This window comes from Streptomyces sp. NPDC107522 (assembly GCF_055657525.1).
In genome coordinates, this window is sequence record NZ_JBVKAU010000004.1 from 161,211 (window position 1) to 178,311 (window position 17,101).

At 70.2% G+C, this 17,101-nt stretch carries 18 protein-coding genes; 10 read left to right on the top strand and 8 right to left on the bottom strand.

Going from position 1 to position 17,101, the window contains the following annotated elements; all coding sequences use genetic code 11:
* Nucleotides 1–50: 50 nt before the first annotated feature.
* The 3 genes from ACZ7L6_RS14610 to ACZ7L6_RS14620 all read left to right on the top strand — a co-directional run bounded on the left by ACZ7L6_RS14610 (nt 51) and on the right by ACZ7L6_RS14620 (nt 1,793).
* Nucleotides 51–548, top strand: coding sequence for a phage holin family protein (locus ACZ7L6_RS14610; protein ID WP_471923669.1), 498 nt, complete (start codon nt 51–53; stop codon nt 546–548).
* Entirely contained in the window at nt 545–1,483 is a 939-nt protein-coding gene (locus ACZ7L6_RS14615) for an alpha/beta fold hydrolase (protein WP_471923671.1), read from the top strand. The genes ACZ7L6_RS14610 and ACZ7L6_RS14615 overlap by 4 nt, the downstream gene beginning before the upstream one ends.
* A 127-nt stretch (nt 1,484–1,610) precedes the next feature.
* Nucleotides 1,611–1,793 carry a hypothetical protein gene (locus tag ACZ7L6_RS14620; RefSeq protein WP_471923673.1) on the top strand — a complete coding sequence of 61 codons (183 nt, stop codon included), beginning with the start codon at nt 1,611–1,613 and terminating at the stop codon, nt 1,791–1,793.
* Nucleotides 1,794–1,806: 13 nt separating this feature from the next.
* On the opposite strand, the gene ACZ7L6_RS14625 is transcribed toward ACZ7L6_RS14620, so the two are convergent.
* The 3 genes from ACZ7L6_RS14625 to nth form a co-directional block, all read right to left on the bottom strand.
* Nucleotides 1,807–3,006: a MarP family serine protease gene (locus ACZ7L6_RS14625; protein WP_471923675.1), complete on the bottom strand. Its 1,200-nt coding sequence runs from the start codon at nt 3,004–3,006 to the stop codon at nt 1,807–1,809.
* A 120-nt stretch (nt 3,007–3,126) separates the two neighbouring features.
* On the bottom strand, nt 3,127–3,822 hold the full coding sequence (locus tag ACZ7L6_RS14630) for an NUDIX hydrolase (RefSeq protein ID WP_471923677.1): 696 nt from the start codon (nt 3,820–3,822) through the stop codon (nt 3,127–3,129).
* 151 nt (nt 3,823–3,973) lie between these two features.
* Nucleotides 3,974–5,086 (bottom strand): endonuclease III, encoded by a 1,113-nt coding sequence (nth, locus tag ACZ7L6_RS14635; RefSeq protein ID WP_471923679.1) that lies wholly within the window; start codon nt 5,084–5,086, stop codon nt 3,974–3,976.
* 366 nt (nt 5,087–5,452) lie between these two features.
* Here nth and ACZ7L6_RS14640 point away from each other — a divergent pair, with 366 nt between their 5' ends.
* The 3 genes from ACZ7L6_RS14640 (at nt 5,453) to ACZ7L6_RS14650 (ending at nt 8,294) form a co-directional block, all read left to right on the top strand.
* On the top strand, nt 5,453–6,127 hold the full coding sequence (locus ACZ7L6_RS14640; protein WP_015658871.1) for a Crp/Fnr family transcriptional regulator: 675 nt from the start codon (nt 5,453–5,455) through the stop codon (nt 6,125–6,127).
* A 384-nt stretch (nt 6,128–6,511) separates the two neighbouring features.
* Nucleotides 6,512–7,378 carry an NUDIX hydrolase gene (locus tag ACZ7L6_RS14645; RefSeq protein WP_471923681.1) on the top strand — a complete coding sequence of 289 codons (867 nt, stop codon included), beginning with the start codon at nt 6,512–6,514 and terminating at the stop codon, nt 7,376–7,378.
* Nucleotides 7,379–7,454: 76 nt separating this feature from the next.
* On the top strand, nt 7,455–8,294 hold the full coding sequence (locus tag ACZ7L6_RS14650; RefSeq protein WP_471923683.1) for an MBL fold metallo-hydrolase: 840 nt from the start codon (nt 7,455–7,457) through the stop codon (nt 8,292–8,294).
* 451 nt (nt 8,295–8,745) lie between these two features.
* Here ACZ7L6_RS14650 and ACZ7L6_RS14655 read toward each other — a convergent pair whose 3' ends face one another.
* Complete coding sequence (locus tag ACZ7L6_RS14655; RefSeq protein WP_471923685.1) at nt 8,746–9,213, bottom strand: RidA family protein; 468 nt, start codon at nt 9,211–9,213, stop codon at nt 8,746–8,748.
* A complete protein-coding gene (locus tag ACZ7L6_RS14660; protein WP_003975360.1) occupies nt 9,210–9,371 on the bottom strand; it encodes a DUF4177 domain-containing protein in 162 nt (53 codons plus the stop codon). Before ACZ7L6_RS14660 ends, ACZ7L6_RS14655 begins: the two co-directional genes overlap by 4 nt.
* Before the next feature lie 165 nt (nt 9,372–9,536).
* Between ACZ7L6_RS14660 and bagA the strand changes: the two genes are divergently transcribed.
* Both bagA and bagB read left to right on the top strand, forming a co-directional pair.
* Nucleotides 9,537–10,514: an ATPase BagA gene (gene bagA, locus ACZ7L6_RS14665; RefSeq protein ID WP_471923687.1), complete on the top strand. Its 978-nt coding sequence runs from the start codon at nt 9,537–9,539 to the stop codon at nt 10,512–10,514.
* A gap of 52 nt (nt 10,515–10,566) precedes the next feature.
* Nucleotides 10,567–11,970 (top strand): ATPase BagB, encoded by a 1,404-nt coding sequence (gene bagB / locus ACZ7L6_RS14670; protein ID WP_471923689.1) that lies wholly within the window; start codon nt 10,567–10,569, stop codon nt 11,968–11,970.
* Nucleotides 11,971–12,038: 68 nt separating this feature from the next.
* On the opposite strand, the gene wblA is transcribed toward bagB, so the two are convergent.
* Nucleotides 12,039–12,377: a transcriptional regulator WblA gene (wblA, locus tag ACZ7L6_RS14675; protein WP_062697668.1), complete on the bottom strand. Its 339-nt coding sequence runs from the start codon at nt 12,375–12,377 to the stop codon at nt 12,039–12,041.
* Nucleotides 12,378–12,865: 488 nt separating this feature from the next.
* Here wblA and ACZ7L6_RS14680 point away from each other — a divergent pair, with 488 nt between their 5' ends.
* Nucleotides 12,866–15,163 (top strand): transglycosylase domain-containing protein, encoded by a 2,298-nt coding sequence (locus tag ACZ7L6_RS14680; RefSeq protein ID WP_471923691.1) that lies wholly within the window; start codon nt 12,866–12,868, stop codon nt 15,161–15,163.
* 143 nt (nt 15,164–15,306) lie between these two features.
* Here the strand turns inward: ACZ7L6_RS14680 and ACZ7L6_RS14685 are convergent, their stop codons facing one another.
* On the bottom strand, nt 15,307–15,471 hold the full coding sequence (locus ACZ7L6_RS14685) for a hypothetical protein (RefSeq protein ID WP_471923693.1): 165 nt from the start codon (nt 15,469–15,471) through the stop codon (nt 15,307–15,309).
* A gap of 98 nt (nt 15,472–15,569) precedes the next feature.
* Nucleotides 15,570–16,034 (bottom strand): GatB/YqeY domain-containing protein, encoded by a 465-nt coding sequence (locus ACZ7L6_RS14690; protein WP_471923695.1) that lies wholly within the window; start codon nt 16,032–16,034, stop codon nt 15,570–15,572.
* Nucleotides 16,035–16,164: 130 nt separating this feature from the next.
* Between ACZ7L6_RS14690 and ACZ7L6_RS14695 the strand changes: the two genes are divergently transcribed.
* Nucleotides 16,165–17,091: a metallophosphoesterase gene (locus tag ACZ7L6_RS14695; RefSeq protein WP_471923697.1), complete on the top strand. Its 927-nt coding sequence runs from the start codon at nt 16,165–16,167 to the stop codon at nt 17,089–17,091.
* The last annotated feature ends 10 nt before the right edge of the window (nt 17,092–17,101 follow it).

Genomic DNA, 17,101 nt, shown 5'->3' on the forward strand with positions numbered 1-17,101 from the left:
CCGTACGCAGTCAGGCAGAAGACGGAACCGTACACACGAGGGAGACCGCGATGAGCGCACCCGACGGCAGCCCGGTCGGCGCCGAACGCAGCATCGGCCAGCTGTTCGCCTCGGCGACGACCGAATTGTCGGCGCTGGTGCACGACGAGATCGCGCTGGCCAAGGCGCAGCTCAAGCAGGACGTCAAGCGCGGCGCGACGAGCGGCGGCGCGTTCACCATGGCCGGCGCTGTGCTCGTGTTCTCCCTGCCGATGCTCAACTTCGCCCTGGCGTACGGCATTCGGACCTGGAGCGACTGGAACCTCGCGATCTGCTTCCTGCTGTCCTTCGCAGCGAACGTCCTCGTCGCCGCGGTCCTCGCCCTGATCGGCGTCGTCTTCGCGAAGAAGGCCAAGAAGAGCAAGGGCCCGCAGAAGGTCGCCGCGTCGATGAAGGAGACGGCGGGCGTCCTGCAGAAGGCCAAGCCGCACCCGCGCGCCGCATCCGCGCCGGAGCTGGAGGACCGGGCGCCCGCGGCCATCGAGGCTGTGGCACGCTCGTCGTCATGACGGATCCCGCCACCCCTTCGGCGCAACCTGCTTCGGTCGTACGACTCGATGGTCCCTGGACACATCGGGACGTGGCCGCCAATGGTGCGCGCTTCCACATCGCGGAGATGGGCGACGGGCCGCTGGTGCTGCTGCTGCACGGCTTCCCGCAGTTCTGGTGGGCCTGGCGGCACCAGCTCGTCGCGCTCTCCGACGCGGGCTTCCGGGCCGTCGCGATGGACCTCAGGGGGGTCGGCGGCAGCGACCGTACGCCGCGCGGCTACGACCCGGCCAACCTCGCCCTCGACATCACCGGCGTGATCCGCTCCCTCGGCGAGCCCGACGCCGCGCTGGTCGGTCACGATCTGGGCGGATATCTGGCGTGGACGGCAGCCGTGATGCGCCCCAAGCTCGTGCGGCGGCTCGCGGTCGCGTCCATGCCACACCCGCGGCGCTGGCGCTCGGCGATGCTCTCGGACGTCAAGCAGACGAGTGCGAGTTCCTACATCTGGGGGTTCCAGCGGCCCTGGATCCCCGAGCGGCAGCTCACGGCCGACGACGGGGCGCTCGTCGCCCGGCTGGTCCGGGACTGGTCGGGCCCCCGCCAGCCGGAGGACGACGCGGTGGAGACGTACCGCCGCGCGATCTGCATCCCGTCGACGGCGCACTGCTCCATCGAGCCGTACCGCTGGATGGTGCGCTCGCTGGCCCGCCCCGACGGCATCCAGTTCAACCGGCGCATGAAGCGGCCGGTGCGCGTCCCGACGCTGCATCTGCACGGCTCCCTGGACCCGGTGATGCGGACGCGCAGCGCGGCCGGCTCGGGCGAGTACGTCGAAGCGCCGTACCGCTGGCGGCTGTTCGACGGGCTCGGGCACTTCCCCCACGAGGAAGACCCGGTCGCCTTTTCCACCGAACTCATCAACTGGCTGAAAGACCCCGAACCCGATCGGTGACCGCACCGATGCGCCCGGTATCCGGAACTGAACACCTGTCCTACGAACAGCCAATTGCCCGGCGCATAGGCCAATTGGGGGCGCGTGAGGCGGTTATCGACCATGGGGCAGGGGCAGACGTCGGGGTATGGGCTGGACGCACGACTACAGTGACGCAGCACGCAATCGCCGCTCGGCCGGTGGGCTGAGCTCCCACCAGCGAGGCAGCACCCCGCAGATAGCGGGCGCCGACCTCCGGGTGGGCATTCCGCGCATCCTGCGCCGCCGGGCCCGCTGGGTCTCGGTACGCCTGCGCCACCCGCGCGGCTGACCTCGACCGGCCGTCAGAGCGCGCAGCTGTCGCTGTCCACCTGCTGGTTCGCGGTACGCCCCTTGACGATGTCCTCCTGGATCTCGTCCGCGGTGAGCGCGTAGCCGGTGTCGGCGTCGTCCAGGGACTTCGCGAAGACCACGCCGTAGACCTTGCCTTCGGGCGTGAGCAGCGGGCCGCCGGAGTTGCCCTGGCGGACGGTCGCGTACAGCGAGTAGACGTCTCGGCTCACGGTGCCACGGTGGTAGATGTCCGGTCCGTTGGCCGGCAGGCGCCCCCGCACGCGTGCGGCACGGACGTCGTACGACCCGTTCTCCGGGAAGCCCGCGATGATCGCGCTGTCGCCGCTCTGGGCGTCGGTGGACGTGAACTGCAGCACGGGCGCTCGCATGTCCGGCACGTCCAGTACGGCGATGTCGCGCTCCCAGTCGTAGAGGACGACCGTCGCGTCGTACTTCTTGCCCTCGCCGCCTATCTGGACGGTGGGTTCGTCGACGCCGCCGACGACATGCGCGTTGGTCATGACGCGGCGGTCGGCGAAGACGAAGCCGGTGCCCTCCAGGACCTTGCCGCAACTCGTCGCCGTGCCCATGACCTTGACGATGGAGCGCTGGGCGCGGGTCGCCACCGGGCTGTTGGCGAGAGCCGGGTCGGGCGGCTGCACCTCGTTGATCGGCTCGTTCGCGAACGGGCTGAAGACCTGCGGGAAGCCGTTCTGCGCGAGGACCGAGGAGAAGTCCGCGAACCAGGTGTCCGCCTGGTCGGGCAGCGCCTGCGAAACGCCGTGCAGCACCTTGGAGTTGCGGACCTCCTTGCCGAGCGTCGGCAGCGTCGTCCCGGCGAGGGCGGAGCCGATGAGCCACGCCACCAGGAGCATCGCGACGACGTTGACGAGGGCGCCGCCGGTCGCGTCCAGGGCGCGGGCCGGGGACCAGGTGATGTACCGGCGCAGCTTGTTGCCGAGGTGGGTGGTCAGGGCCTGGCCGACGGACGCGCAGACGATCACGACGACGACCGCGACGACGGCGGCGGTCGTGCTCACCTCGGCGTTGTCGGTCAGCCAGTCCCAGATGACCGGGAGCAGGTACACGGCCACGAGGCCGCCGCCGAGGAAGCCGATCACCGACAGGATGCCGACGACGAAACCCTGGCGATAGCCCACGATCGCGAACCACACGGCGGCGACCAGCAACAGGATGTCCAGCACGTTCACTGCTTCAGGCTCCGCCTCGTCACTTTCCGATCACGCCCGGTCGGCCCAGGGCCCGGCCCGCCGCGAAGCAGCAGTCGGACACAGCGGCCCCCGGAGGAACACAGCACCGCAGACACCCTGTCATGACCGCCAGTCGAGCGGGACCTGCTTGCCGCGGTCCCAGGGGCGCTCCCAGCCCGCGAAATGGAGCAGACGGTCGATGATTCCGGCCGTGAAACCCCAGACCAGGGCCGATTCGACCAGAAATGCCGGGCCTCGGTGGCCGCTGGGGTGGACGGTCGTGGCCCGGTTGTCCGGGTTCGTGAGATCCGCCACGGGGACGGTGAAGACGCGGGCCGTTTCGTTCGGATCGACGACGTCGACCGGGCTGGGCTCGCGCCACCAGCCCAGCACGGGTGTGACGACGAAGCCGCTGACGGGGATGTACAGCTTGGGCAGCACGCCGAAGAGCTGGACGCCGCTCGGGTCGAGCCCCGTCTCCTCCTCGGCCTCGCGCAGAGCCGCCCGCAGCGGCCCGTCGGCCTGTGGATCGCCGTCCTCCGGGTCGAGCGCGCCACCGGGGAAGGACGGCTGTCCGGCATGCGACCGCAGCGAACTGGCCCGCTCCATGAGCAGCAGCTCGGGCCCGCACTCGCCCTCACCGAAGAGGATCAGTACGGCCGACTGGCGCCCCGCGCCGTTCTCCGGCGGCAGGAAGCGGCTCAGCTGCAGCGGCTCGACCGTCTCCACCACCCGCACCACCGGGTCCAGCCAGTCGGGCAGCCCCTCCTTGCTGAGCACCACCGGCCCGTCCTGCGTACCGCTCGCGCGCGTCATCGCCACCCCCGTCGTCCTGCAGAGTCCAACGCCTGACGGCACCTAGATCGTTCCGCCGGGGCCGTACGACCGCACGCCGCCCGTCGGCCGGACCACCCCGACCCGGCCGTACGCGCGCGTGGTGGGGCCCCGATCCCTCCCGTTCGCCCCGTCATCCGGCCCCCAGCGGCGGGGCGGGCCTGCCGCCCGCGTCCAGGTAGGACTGCGGGGGCTTGAGGCGCTGGCCGGGGAAGCCGCCCTTCTCGTACTTGAGGAGCTTCTTCGCCTTCTCCGGGTCCGTCTCGCCCTCGCCGTACGCCGGGCAGAGCGGCGCTATGGGGCAGGCACCGCACGCGGGCTTGCGGGCGTGGCAGATGCGGCGGCCGTGCCAGATCACATGGTGCGAGAGGTCCGTCCAGTCGCTCTTGGGGAACAGTGCGCCGATCTCGGCCTCGATCTTGTCCGGGTCCGTCTGCTCGGTCCACTGCCAGCGCCGCACCAGCCGCTGGAAGTGCGTGTCCACGGTGATGCCGGGCCGGCCGAAGGCGTTGCCGAGCACGACGAAAGCCGTCTTGCGCCCGACTCCGGGCAGCTTGACGAGATCTTCGAGTCGCCCCGGGACCTCGCCGCCATGGTTCTCCACCAGCGCCTTCGACAGGCCCATGACCGACTTGGTCTTGGCCCGGAAGAAGCCGCACGGACGGAGGATCTCCTCGACCTCCTCCGGGTTTGCGGCGGCCAGGTCCTCTGGGGTGGGGTACTTGGCGAAGAGCGCGGGGGTGGTCTGGTTGACGCGCAGGTCGGTGGTCTGGGCGGACAGGACCGTGGCGACCAGGAGCTGGAAGGGGTTGTCGAAGTCCAGCTCGGGATGGGCGTACGGATAGACCTCGGCGAGCTCGCGGTTGATACGGCGGGCCCGGCGGACGAGAGCGGTGCGGGACTCGGCCGTGGGGGGCTTCGGCGGGGTGACGGTCTTGGCCGGGGAGGCGCCCTTGACGGGGGCGGTGGCCTTCTTCGGGGCGATGGCGGGTTTCTTGCCGACCACCTTTTTCGTGACCACCGCGCCGGTGACCTTCTTACCGGTGACCTTCTTATCGGTCGCCGTTGTCTTCTTCGCCGTCGTCGTCTTCCCCGCCGTCGCAGACTTCTTCTTCGCCGTCGTCGTCTTCCCCGCCGTCGCAGACTTCTTCTTCGCAGGTGCCGCCTTCTTCGCGGTGGCCGCCGCCTTCTTCGCCACCGCCTTCTTCGCAGGCGCGGCCTTCCGCGCGGCCGTCGGCTTCTTCACCGCAGCCTTCTCGCCATCCGCGGCCGTTTCACCTGACACCTTTTTCGCCGCTTTTGCCGTTTTCCCTCCGCCACCAGGGTCCTGTTCGCCCACAGCGGAATCGCGACGTACAACCACCCGCCCAGCCCCCTTGGCCTGTGTTCTCACCGGCGATTTGGACACTCGGCCAGCCTAAAGCCCGACACCGACATCCGCCCCGGACCCCCAAGATCGGCCCCCAATTGGACCCCTGCCGCTTACCTCGGGACACCTGTGCGGCATCCTTGTGACAGATCACACTGTTTGGACCGTCCGGCAAAATGGGGAGCACGGTTCCCTGGTACGCGGGGGAGCGATCCCCTGAGCAGGTCGACAAGGAGAGAACTCGTGGACGACGTTCTGCGGCGCAACCCGCTCTTTGCGGCGCTCGATGACGAGCAGTCCGCGGAGCTCCGCGCCTCCATGAGTGAGGTGACCCTCGCACGCGGCGACTCCCTGTTCCACGAGGGTGACCCCGGTGACCGGCTGTACGTCGTCACCGAGGGCAAGGTGAAGCTCCACCGCACCTCGCCCGACGGCCGCGAGAACATGCTGGCCGTCGTCGGCCCCGGTGAGCTCATCGGCGAGCTGTCCCTCTTCGACCCGGGTCCGCGTACGGCGACGGCTACCGCGCTGACCGAGGTCAAGCTGCTGGGTCTGGGCCACGGCGACCTGCAGCCCTGGCTGAACGCACGCCCCGAGGTGGCGACCGCACTGCTGCGCGCCGTCGCGCGCCGTCTGCGCCGCACCAACGACGCGATGTCCGACCTTGTCTTCTCGGACGTCCCCGGCCGCGTGGCCCGGGCGCTCCTGGACCTCTCGCGCCGCTTCGGCGTGCAGTCCGAGGAAGGCATCCACGTCGTACACGATCTGACGCAGGAAGAGCTGGCCCAGCTGGTCGGCGCGTCGCGTGAGACGGTCAACAAGGCGCTCGCCGACTTCGCCCAGCGCGGGTGGCTCCGCCTGGAGGCACGTGCGGTGATCCTGCTGGATGTGGAGCGGCTGGCCAAACGGTCGCGGTAACCACGCCGAGTCGTACGACCGCCGGGGCGCCACCTCACTGCGAGGCGGGGCCCCGTTGTGGTTGCCGTCGGGGGTGTCTCGCCCCCGCCGCCCCTACCCGTCCCATCCTGAAGGGGCTCCGCCCCTTCGACCCCGCCAGGGGGCTCCGCCCCCTGGACCCCCGTCGGCCCGAAGGGCCTCGTCCTCAAACGCCGGACGGGCTGGATGATGCCTCCCGGCGTTGAACAGGTGGACGCCTCCTGCGAACGGGTGGGTGGGGGTTCGGGATGGTGGTGCCTCGTCCTCAAACGCCGGACAGGCTGAATGATGCGGGGCGGCGCCGAGAAGCGGAGGCCCCCCAGAGCCCCCCTCGAACATCCGCGCCCCAGGAGATAGCCTCCGCCCATGGCAAACGGGCAGTGGTACCCACCGGAGTGGCCGGACCGTATCCGTGCGCTGGCGGACGGAAGCCTCACTCCTGTCGCTCCGAAGCGGGCGGCCACCGTCATGTTGCTCAGGGACACCGACGCCGGTCCTGCCGTGCACATGCTGCGCCGCCGGGCCTCCATGGCCTTCGCCGGCGGGGCGTACGCCTACCCGGGCGGCGGCGTCGACCCGCGCGACGAGCATCCGGTTCGCTGGGCGGGCCCCACGCGCGCGTGGTGGGCGCAAAGGCTCGGGGTCGACGAGGCGGAGGCCCAGGCGATCGTCTGTGCGGCCGTACGGGAGACGTACGAGGAGGCGGGCGTCCTGCTCGCCGGTCCCACCGGTGATTCCGTCGTCGGCGACACGACGGGCGAGGACTGGGAGGCGGACCGCGCCGCCCTGGTCGCCCGGGACATGTCGTTCGCCGAGTTCCTGGACCGCCAGGGACTGGCGTTGCGTTCGGACCTCCTGGGCGCCTGGACCCGCTGGATCACCCCGGAGTTCGAGCCGCGCCGCTACGACACGTGGTTCTTCGTCGCCGCCCTCCCCAAGGGCCAGCGCACCCGGAACGCCTCCACGGAGGCCGACCGTACGGTGTGGATCCGCCCCGCGGACGCGGCGTCCTCCTACGACAAGGGCGAGCTGCTGATGATGCCGCCCACCATCGCGACCCTGCGCCAGCTGACCCCGTACGGCAGCGCCGCCGAGGCCCTCGCCGGCGCCCCCGATCGCGACCTCACCCCGGTCCTGGCCGAGGCTCGCCTCGAAGACGGCGAGATCGTGCTCTCCTGGCCGGGCCACGACGAGTTCACCAAGCACATCCCGACCGGCGGAGCCCCCGCATGACCGTGCCCGCAGTGCCCACAGTGCCCGCACAGCCCGACGTGCCCACAGTGCCCGCAGCCCTGGAAGGCCCCCTCGTATGACGGACGCAGCAGCCCTCCCCGGCCAGCCGCGAGGCGGGGTCCTCTCCGGCCCCGCCACCCCCCGCGCCGTCAACGTCCTCGCGCCCAACCCCTCCGCGATGACCCTGGACGGCACCAACACCTGGATCGTCGCCGAGCCGGACTCGGACCTGGCCGTCGTCGTCGACCCCGGCCCACTGGACGAGGGACACCTGCGCAATGTCGTCGCCATGGCCGAGAAGTCCGGCAAGCGCGTCGCCCTGACCCTCCTCACGCACGGCCACCCTGACCACGCCGAGGGCGCCGTACGCTTCGCCGAACTGACCGGCACGCGCGTGCGTGCCCTCGATCCGGCGTTGCGGCTGGGCGACGAGGGGCTCGCTGCCGGGGACGTGGTCGCCGTCGGCGGCCTGGAACTGCGGGTCGTACCGACGCCCGGCCACACCGCCGACTCGCTCTGCTTCCATCTCCCGGCCGACCGCGCCGTCCTGACCGGCGACACGATCCTGGGCCGCGGTACGACGGTCGTGGCGCATCCCGACGGCCGCCTCGGCGACTACCTGGACTCGCTGCGGCGGCTCAGGTCCCTCACGGTCGACGACGGCGTGCACACCGTCCTGCCGGGCCACGGCCCCGTCCTGGACGACGCCCAGGGCGCCGTCGAGTTCTACCTCGCCCATCGCGCCCACCGCCTCGCCCAGGTCGAGACGGCGGTCGAGGACGGCTACCGCACACCGGCCGAGGTCGTGGCCCACGTGTACGCGGACGTGGACCGCTCCCTGTGGCCGGCGGCCGAGCTGTCGGTACGGGCGCAGATGGACTACCTGGAGGAACACGGCCTCATCGAGTCGGCCTGACCTCATGACCGGCCGGCCGCCTGACCCGACAGGCACGCCCTGACCCGACAGGCCCGGCTGACAGGGGCCCGCGCTTGCCGCCGCGCACGCGCGCGTACCGCTGCCGGAGGCGGGGCCATTCCCGCCGCCGCTCAGCGATGTCCAGCCTGCCCGGGCTCCCCGGACAGGCTGCTGCGACGGGGCGACGGCACACGACCGCCGACACACGGAACGACCGCCCACGCACGACCGCTGGGCCCACAACCGCCAGAACCCGACAACTCGCACACGACCACAGGGCCAGAACCACCGGCACCCGACCGCCCCGCACGACCGCCGAAACACGACGACCGGCACGACCGCCCACGCCCCGCCGCCGAAACACGACGACCGGCACGACCGCCCACGCCCGGCCGCCGACAAACGACCCACGCACGAGCACCGGGCCCACAACGGCTCAACCGCCGGAGGCCTACGCCCCCGTCAGCTCCACCTGGACCTCGACCTCCACCGGCGCGTCCAGCGGGAGCACGGCCACGCCCACCGCGCTGCGCGCGTGGACGCCCTTGTCGCCGAGGACCTCGCCCAGGAGTTCGCTCGCGCCGTTGAGGACGCCGGGCTGGCCGGTGAAGTCCGGGGCCGAGGCCACGAAGCCCACCACCTTCACCACGCGCGCGATGCGGTCCAGGTCGCCCGCCACCGACTTCACGGCCGCGAGGGCGTTCAGGGCGCAGGTACGGGCGAGCTCCTTGGCCTCCTCGGCGGTGACCTCCGCGCCCACCTTGCCGGTGACCGGAAGCTTGCCGTCCACCATGGGGAGCTGGCCGGCGGTGTAGACGTACACGCCGGACTGGACGGCCGGCTGGTAGGCGGCCAGCGGAGGCACGACCTCCGGGAGCGTCAGGCCCAGCTCGGCGAGCTTCGCCTCGACGGCGCTCATGCCTGCTTCTCCCGCTTCAGGTAGGCCACGAGCTGCTCGGGGTTGTTCGGCCCGGGCACGACCTGGACGAGCTCCCAGCCGTCCTCGCCCCAGGTGTCCAGAATCTGCTTCGTGGCATGGACGAGCAGCGGCACGGTTGCGTATTCCCACTTGGTCATGTGGCCGACTTTATCCGCTGCCCGACGGGGTCCATGAGGGGCCATGCGGAGGGCCATGCGGAGGGCCATGCGGAGGGCCATGCGGAGGGCCATGCGGCCGACCGCGGGTCACGTTGTCCACAGGCAGTCGCGTAGCCGGCGCGGCGACTGGTTAGGCTCGAAGACGTGAGCAGGCTCCAGGTCGTCAGCGGCAAGGGCGGGACCGGAAAGACCACGGTCGCCGCCGCGCTCGCGCTCGCTCTCGCCACCGAGGGGAAGCGGACGCTTCTCGTCGAGGTCGAGGGCCGGCAGGGCATCGCGCAGCTCTTCGAGACAGAGGCGCTGCCCTATGAGGAGCGGAAGATCGCCGTCGCTCCAGGGGGCGGGGAGGTGTACGCCCTCGCCATCGACCCCGAACTGGCCCTTCTGGACTACCTCCAGATGTTCTACAAGATGGGCGGCGCCGGCCGGGCCCTGAAGAAGCTCGGCGCCATCGACTTCGCCACCACCATCGCGCCGGGCCTCAGAGACGTACTCCTGACCGGCAAGGCGTGCGAGGCCGTGCGGCGCAAGGACAAGAGCGGGCGGTTCGTCTACGACTACGTGGTGATGGACGCGCCCCCCACCGGGCGCATCACCCGCTTCCTGAACGTCAACGACGAGGTGGCGGGCCTCGCCAAGATCGGCCCGATACACAACCAGGCGCAGGCCGTGATGCGGGTGCTGAAGTCCGCGGAGACGGACGTGCATCTGGTGACGCTGCTGGAGGAGATGCCCGTCCAGGAGACCGTGGACGGGATCGCCGAGCTGCGGTCGGCGCGGCTGCCGGTCGGGCGGATCATCGTGAACATGGTGCGGCCCGAGGTGTTGGACGCGGCCGACCTGGAACTCGTACGAAGCGTTCCGCGCGCCGCCGTGGCCAAGTCGCTGTCCTCGGCCGGGCTCGGCGGGGCGCGACGCGGCGGGAACGCCGAGCGGCTGGTGGACCCGCTGCTGGCGCAGGCCGACGAGTACGCCGAGCGGTACGCGCTGGAGCAGGAACAGCGGGCGGTGCTGGACGAGTTGGGGCTGCCCGTGCACGAGCTGCCCTTGCTGTCCGAGGGCATGGACCTGGCAGGCCTGTACGAACTCGCGCGCGAACTGCGGGAACAGGGTCTGACATGAGTTCGTTCACCAGGTGCGAGCGGTACGCGGTACGTCGGAAGCAGGGGATGTCATGAGTCGTCCGGAACCGGCCCACACGCACGACGCCGCTCGCCAGCCGCACCACCCCCAGCACCTCTCCCCCGCGCGCGTGCTCGACCTCGACCCGATGCTGGACGATCCGAAGACGCGGATCGTGGTGTGCTGCGGCTCGGGCGGCGTGGGGAAGACGACCACCGCGGCCGCTCTCGGCCTGCGGGCCGCCGAGCGTGGGCGGAAGGTGGTCGTGCTCACCATCGACCCGGCCCGCCGGCTCGCCCAGTCCATGGGGATCGACTCCCTGGACAACACCCCGCGCCGGGTGAAGGGCGTCGAGGGCGACGGCGAGCTGCACGCGATGATGCTCGACATGAAGCGCACCTTCGACGAGATCGTCGAGGCGCACGCGGACCCCGGCCGGGCGGCCGCGATCCTGGGCAACCCCTTCTACCAGTCGCTCTCGGCGGGCTTCGCGGGCACGCAGGAGTACATGGCGATGGAGAAGCTGGGGCAGCTGCGGGCCAGGGACGAGTGGGACCTCATCGTCGTCGACACGCCGCCGTCCCGATCGGCGCTGGACTTCCTGGATGCGCCCAAGCGGCTCGGCTCGTTCCTGGACGGCAAGCTGATCCGCGTGCTGCTGGCCCCGGCGAAGGTCGGCGGGCGCGCGGGGATGAAGTTCCTGAATGTCGGCATGTCGATGATGACGGGCGCGCTGGGCAAGCTGCTGGGCGGGCAGCTGCTGAAGGACGTACAGACCTTCGTGGCCGCGATGGACTCGATGTTCGGAGGGTTCCGCACGCGCGCGGACGCGACGTACAAGCTGCTGCAGGCGCCCGGGACGGCGTTCCTGGTGGTGGCGGCGCCGGAGCGGGACGCGCTGCGCGAGGCCGCGTACTTCGTGGAGCGGCTGGCCGCCGAGGACATGCCGCTCGCCGGTCTGGTGCTCAACCGGGTCCACGGCAGCGGCGCCGACCGGCTGTCGGCCGAGCGGGCGCTCGCCGCCGCGGAAAATCTTGAAGAGCCCCGCATTGTGGATCAGGAGGGAGGGAAAGCTGGACTTCGTAACTCCCCCGACACGTACGGCAGTTCAGAATCGGCCACTTCCGAGGTACCGGCTCCTGACGAAGGCTCCCCCGCCGCCACGGACATGGAGCACACTCCGGCCACGGACGAACCGCAGTCCGTCACTCCGCATGTGGAGCGGTCCGTCGACCAGCTCACCGCAGGCCTGTTGAGGCTGCACGCGGAGCGTATGCAGCTGCTCTCCCGCGAGCAGCGCACGCGTGACCGCTTCACCGCGCTCCACCCCGAGGTGGCGGTGGCCGAAGTGGCCGCGCTGCCCGGCGACGTGCATGACCTCACCGGCCTGCGGGACATCGGAAACCGGCTCGCGGCCAATCGGCCGGAGCTGCCTGATCCTGCGGTCGGCGCCTGAGGGAGTCCTGTCGGACCGAAGCCCTTCGGATCCGCTGAGGGACTGAGGGGAGGGCCCCTTGGGCCCCCTCAGCTCACCGCCGCGTAGTTCTCGTACACCTCGTCGTCGTCGAGCGGCAGGATGCCCGCCCCGCGCTCGTACTCCGTACGTGCCGTCTCGAGCAGCCGGCGCCACGAGGTGACGGTCGGCCGCCTGCGCAGCAGTGCGCGGCGCTCCCGCTCCGTCATGCCTCCCCACACGCCGAACTCGACGCGATTGTCCAGCGCGTCGGCCAGGCACTCCGTGCGCACCGGACATCCGGTGCACACCGCCTTGGCCCTGTTCTGCGCTGCTCCCTGAACGAACAGTTCATCCGGATCGGTAGTGCGGCAGGCCGCCTGCGCACTCCAGTCGACTACCCAGCCCATACCGGCGCCGTCCTCTCCCGAATCGAGGCTCCCCCACGGCGGCAGCGGCATATTCACCGCCGCCAGTTGAGGACGTTACGGAAGGTGGGCACAGCGCAACACCCCCAGCGGGCCCAATCTTGAATGGCCCGAACGGACTATGCGTAAGCGGCAGATCACCCGGGGGAGTGAGCTGGCGACATGCGTGACCTTCCCGGCAAAACGGGACAGTTCTGTTGAGTCACAACGGACGCCGGATGACACACAAGGCGGATTCGGACACGTGCCCAACAAAAAAGTTGGGGGACCGCCGCAACGATTCGGGGTCGCCGGACGTATTGATACGTGGCCGCACTGCTGTGACAGTTGAGAGCAGCTTAGGCCAAGGCCTGCGCGCCTGTCCGGCGAATGGGTTGCATTGCCGTGCCATGGCCGACATCACTTCTCCGTGGCGTGCTCACGCACGGTCGGCCCTCGGTTCGCTCATCTCTACGGTTTAGGCTGCCCTCATGCCAAAGAAGCGCTCGGGCGGTGGTCTCTCGCCAACGCAGCAGGCCGCCAAGTTCCTCGGTGTCAGTGTGCTCGCGGGAGCCGTGCTGGCGGGTATCGCGCTGCCGGCCGTCGGCGCACTGGGACTTGCGGCCAAGGGTTCGGTCGAGAGTTTCGACGAGCTCCCGGTCAGCCTCAAGACCCCACCGCTGAGCCAGCGCACCACGATCCTGGACGCCAAGGGCGGCACGATCGCCTCGGTGTATTCACGCGACCGCACGGTGGTCGACCTCAAGGACATCTCGCCGTACATGCAGAAGGCGATCGTCGCGATCGAGGACGCCCGCTTCTACCAGCACGGCGCGGTCGACCTGAAGGGCGTCCTGCGCGCCCTCAACCGCAACGCCCAGAGCGGCGGCGTCGCGGAGGGCGCGTCCACGCTCACGCAGCAGTACGTGAAGAACGTCTTCGTCGAGGAGGCCGGCGACGACCCGACGAAGGTCGCGCAGGCCACCCAGCAGACCCTGGGCCGCAAGATCAAGGAGCTGAAGTACGCGATCCAGGTCGAGGACGAGCTCGGCAAGAAGCAGATCCTCGAGAACTACCTGAACATCACGTTCTTCGGCCAGCAGGCATACGGCGTCGAGGCCGCCGCCGAGCGCTACTTCTCCAAGTCCGCCAAGAACCTCAAGCTCCAGGAAGCGGCGCTGCTCGCCGGCATCGTCCAGTCGCCCAGCCGGTACGACCCGATCAACGACGAGGCCGAGGCCACCAAGCGGCGCAACATCGTCCTGCAGCGCATGGCCGACGTCGGCGACATCTCCCAGGCGGACGCCGACAAGGCCAAGGAGACGCCGCTGGGCCTGAAGGTCAGCAAGCCCAAGAACGGCTGCATCACCGCGGTCAAGGGCGGCGGCTTCTTCTGTGACTACGTGCGCAAGGTGTTCCTGACCGACCCGGTCTTCGGCAAGAGCAAGGAGGACCGGGCCAAGATCTGGAACCAGGGCGGTCTGACGATCCGGACCACGATGGACCCGCAGGCGCAGAAGTCGGTCCAGCGGTCCATCAAGGAGCACGTCTACCAGAAGGACGACGTGGCCACCGCCGCCACCATCGTGGAACCCGGCACCGGCAAGATCCTGGCGATGGGCCAGTCCCGACCGTACGGCAACGAGGTCAAGAAGAACGAGACGGTGCTCAACCTCTCCGTCGACCTGAACATGGGCGGCGGCGCGGGTTACCAGCCCGGTTCGACGTTCAAGCCGATCGTGGCCGCGGCGGCCCTCGAGGGCGGCATGGCGCCGACGCAGGTGTACTCCTCGCCGTACGAGATGGAGTACCCGAGCCCGGTCCAGGCCTGCGACGGCAAGGTCTGGAACGAGAAGGGCGTCAAGCTCACCAACGAGAACGACTCCGAGGTCGGCCCGTACGACATGAAGGAGGCGACCGCGAAGTCGGTCAACACCTACTTCGTGCAGATGATCTCGGAGGTCGGCATCTGCCCGGTGACGACGATGGCGAAGAAGATGGGCGTCGAGCGGGCCGACGGCGGTGACCTCGCCCAGGCGCCGTCGATCGCCCTCGGCACCATGGAGATGTCTCCGCTGACGATGGCTGCCGGGTACGCGACGTTCGCCTCGCGCGGGATGTACTGCACGCCGGTCGCCATCGAGTCGGTCACCCAGAAGGCCGGCGGGAAGACGCAGTCCCTGGAGGTCCCGAAGTCGACCTGTCGGCGCGCGATGTCCGAGACCACCGCCGACACCATCAACACCCTCCTGAAGGGCGTGGTCGAGGACGGTACGGGCACGGAGGCGGGCCTCGGCAGCCGTCCCAGCGCCGGCAAGACCGGTACGACGGACGAGCGGTACGCGGCCTGGTTCGTGGGCTACACGCCGAACATGGCCGGCGCCGTCTGGGTCGGCGACCCCACCCACAAGCGGAAGATGCAGGGCATCAGCATCGGCGGTGTCTGGCACGACAAGGTGTTCGGTGGTGAGGTGCCGGGCCCGATCTGGCGCGACATGATGACGGGCGCCCTGGACGGCAAGGACGCGCCCGACTTCAACCTGGTGAACATCCCGGACCGGGAGAAGGACAAGGGCCGCGACGAAGACGAGGACGACGACGGCGACAACGGGAACGGCAACGGAAACGGCAACAACGGGGGCTTCATCGGCGGCCTGACCGACGGAGGCATCACCGGCGGTGCGGACGGCGGCACGGATGGCGGCACCTTCCCGTCGCCTTCGTTCTCGATCCCGGAGGGCTGGTGGCAGGGCCAGACGAACGGCAACGGCAATGGAGGCCGCGGCTGACTCTCCGACGGCCCGGGCATCATTGCGCCGGCTAGGCACTATGGGCACTCTCTCGGCGGACGCCGTGACGTGATCACGCGCAGGCCCCGCCACGAGGGTGCCCATATTGGGAACTCGGCCTGCGGCCTCCCGCCGGGCTCAGCTCAGGGCATGACGGCGGCGATGACGACTGCGACCGGCAGGAACACCACGGCCGCCGCCATCAGCCAGCCCACCCTCCACGAGGTCTTGTCGCCGACCTTCACGCACAGCACCGTCACCAGGACGAGATAGACGGTCAGCGGCACGATGAGGATGCCGGCGCCCACGGTTGACTCCTCAGAGAGACGCGAGCCCGGGGCCGCCGAGAGCGGCCCCGGGCTCTTCGTTCGGTTCGCCCGACGACCGGAGCGGGGGCGGGCCGCGCTCAGCCGGCGAGCAGCTTCTTCACCACGGCGGCGACCCGGCCGCCCTCCGCCTGGCCGGCCACCTTCGGGTTCACGATCTTCATGACGGCGCCCATGGCACGCGGACCCTCGGCGCCCGCCGCCTTGGCCTCCTCGACCGCCTGGGCGACGATCTGGTTCAGCTCGTCGTCGCCGAGCTGCTTGGGCAGGTACGTGGCGAGCACCTCGCCCTCCGCCTTCTCCCGCTCGGCCTGCTCGCTGCGACCGCCCTGCGCGAAGGCCTCGGCCGCCTCGCGGCGCTTCTTCGCCTCGCGGGTGATCACCTTCTGCACCTCGTCGTCGGAGAGCTCGCGCTTCTCCTTGCCCGCGACCTCCTCCTTGGTGATCGCGGCGAGCGTCAGCCGGAGCGTCGAGGAGCGGAGCTCGTCGCGCTCCTTGATCGCGGCGTTGAGGTCTTCCTGCAGCTTCGACTTGAGCGTGGTCATGGGGTCGATTGTCGCAGGTGTGGGCAGCGGAACGCCCGTTGATTTCAAGGGGCCTGCGCGCAGGCGTCGTACCGGAGTGGTCGACGGCGGCCGGGCACGGGGCACTTCCGTGGTCTGACACGATGGACGTATGCGCGCGCGATACGGAGTACCCCTGGGCATCACGGCGGTTGGCGCTGCCGGTCTGCTGTATTCGGCGGGTTTCGAGGCCCGCTCGTTCCGCCTGCGACGGGTGACGGTGCCCGTCCTGCCCGCCGGCATGCGTCCGCTGCGCGTGCTCCAGGTCTCCGACATCCACATGGTGAGCGGCCAGCGCAAGAAGCAGCGCTGGCTGCGCTCACTGGCCGGCCTGCGCCCCGACTTCGTGATCAACACGGGCGACAACCTGTCGGACCCGGAGGGCGTGCCGGAGGTCCTGGACGCGCTGGGCCCGCTGATGGAGTTCCCCGGCGCATACGTCTTCGGCTCCAACGACTACTACGGCCCCAGGCCGCGCAACCCTGCCCGCTACCTGCTGGAGAAGGTCCAGGGCCGCCACGGCCTGAACGGCAACCCGCCCGTCGTCGGCGCGATCCACAACCCCTGGGAGGACCTGCGCGACGGCTTCGACGCCGCGGGCTGGCTCAACCTGACGAACACGCGCGGGACGCTGAAGGTCGAGGGCGTGTCGGTGGAGCTCACCGGCCTGGACGACCCGCACATCAAGAGGGACCGGTACGAGCAGGTGGCCGGCGGCCCGTCGGGCGCCGCGGACTTCTCGATGGGCGTGGTGCACGCGCCGTACCTGCGCGTCCTGGACGCGTACACGGCCGACGACTACCCCCTGATCCTGGCCGGGCACACCCACGGCGGCCAGGTCTGCATTCCCTTCTACGGCGCCCTGGTCACCAACTGCGACCTGGACACGGACCGGGTGAAGGGCCTGTCGACCCACACGGTGGAGGGCCGTACGTCCTACCTGCACGTCTCCGCGGGCTGCGGCGCGAACCGCTACACACCGTTCCGCTTCGCCTGCCCGCCTGAGGCCACGTTGCTGACGCTGGTGGGCCGGGAGTAGGGAGCCGTCG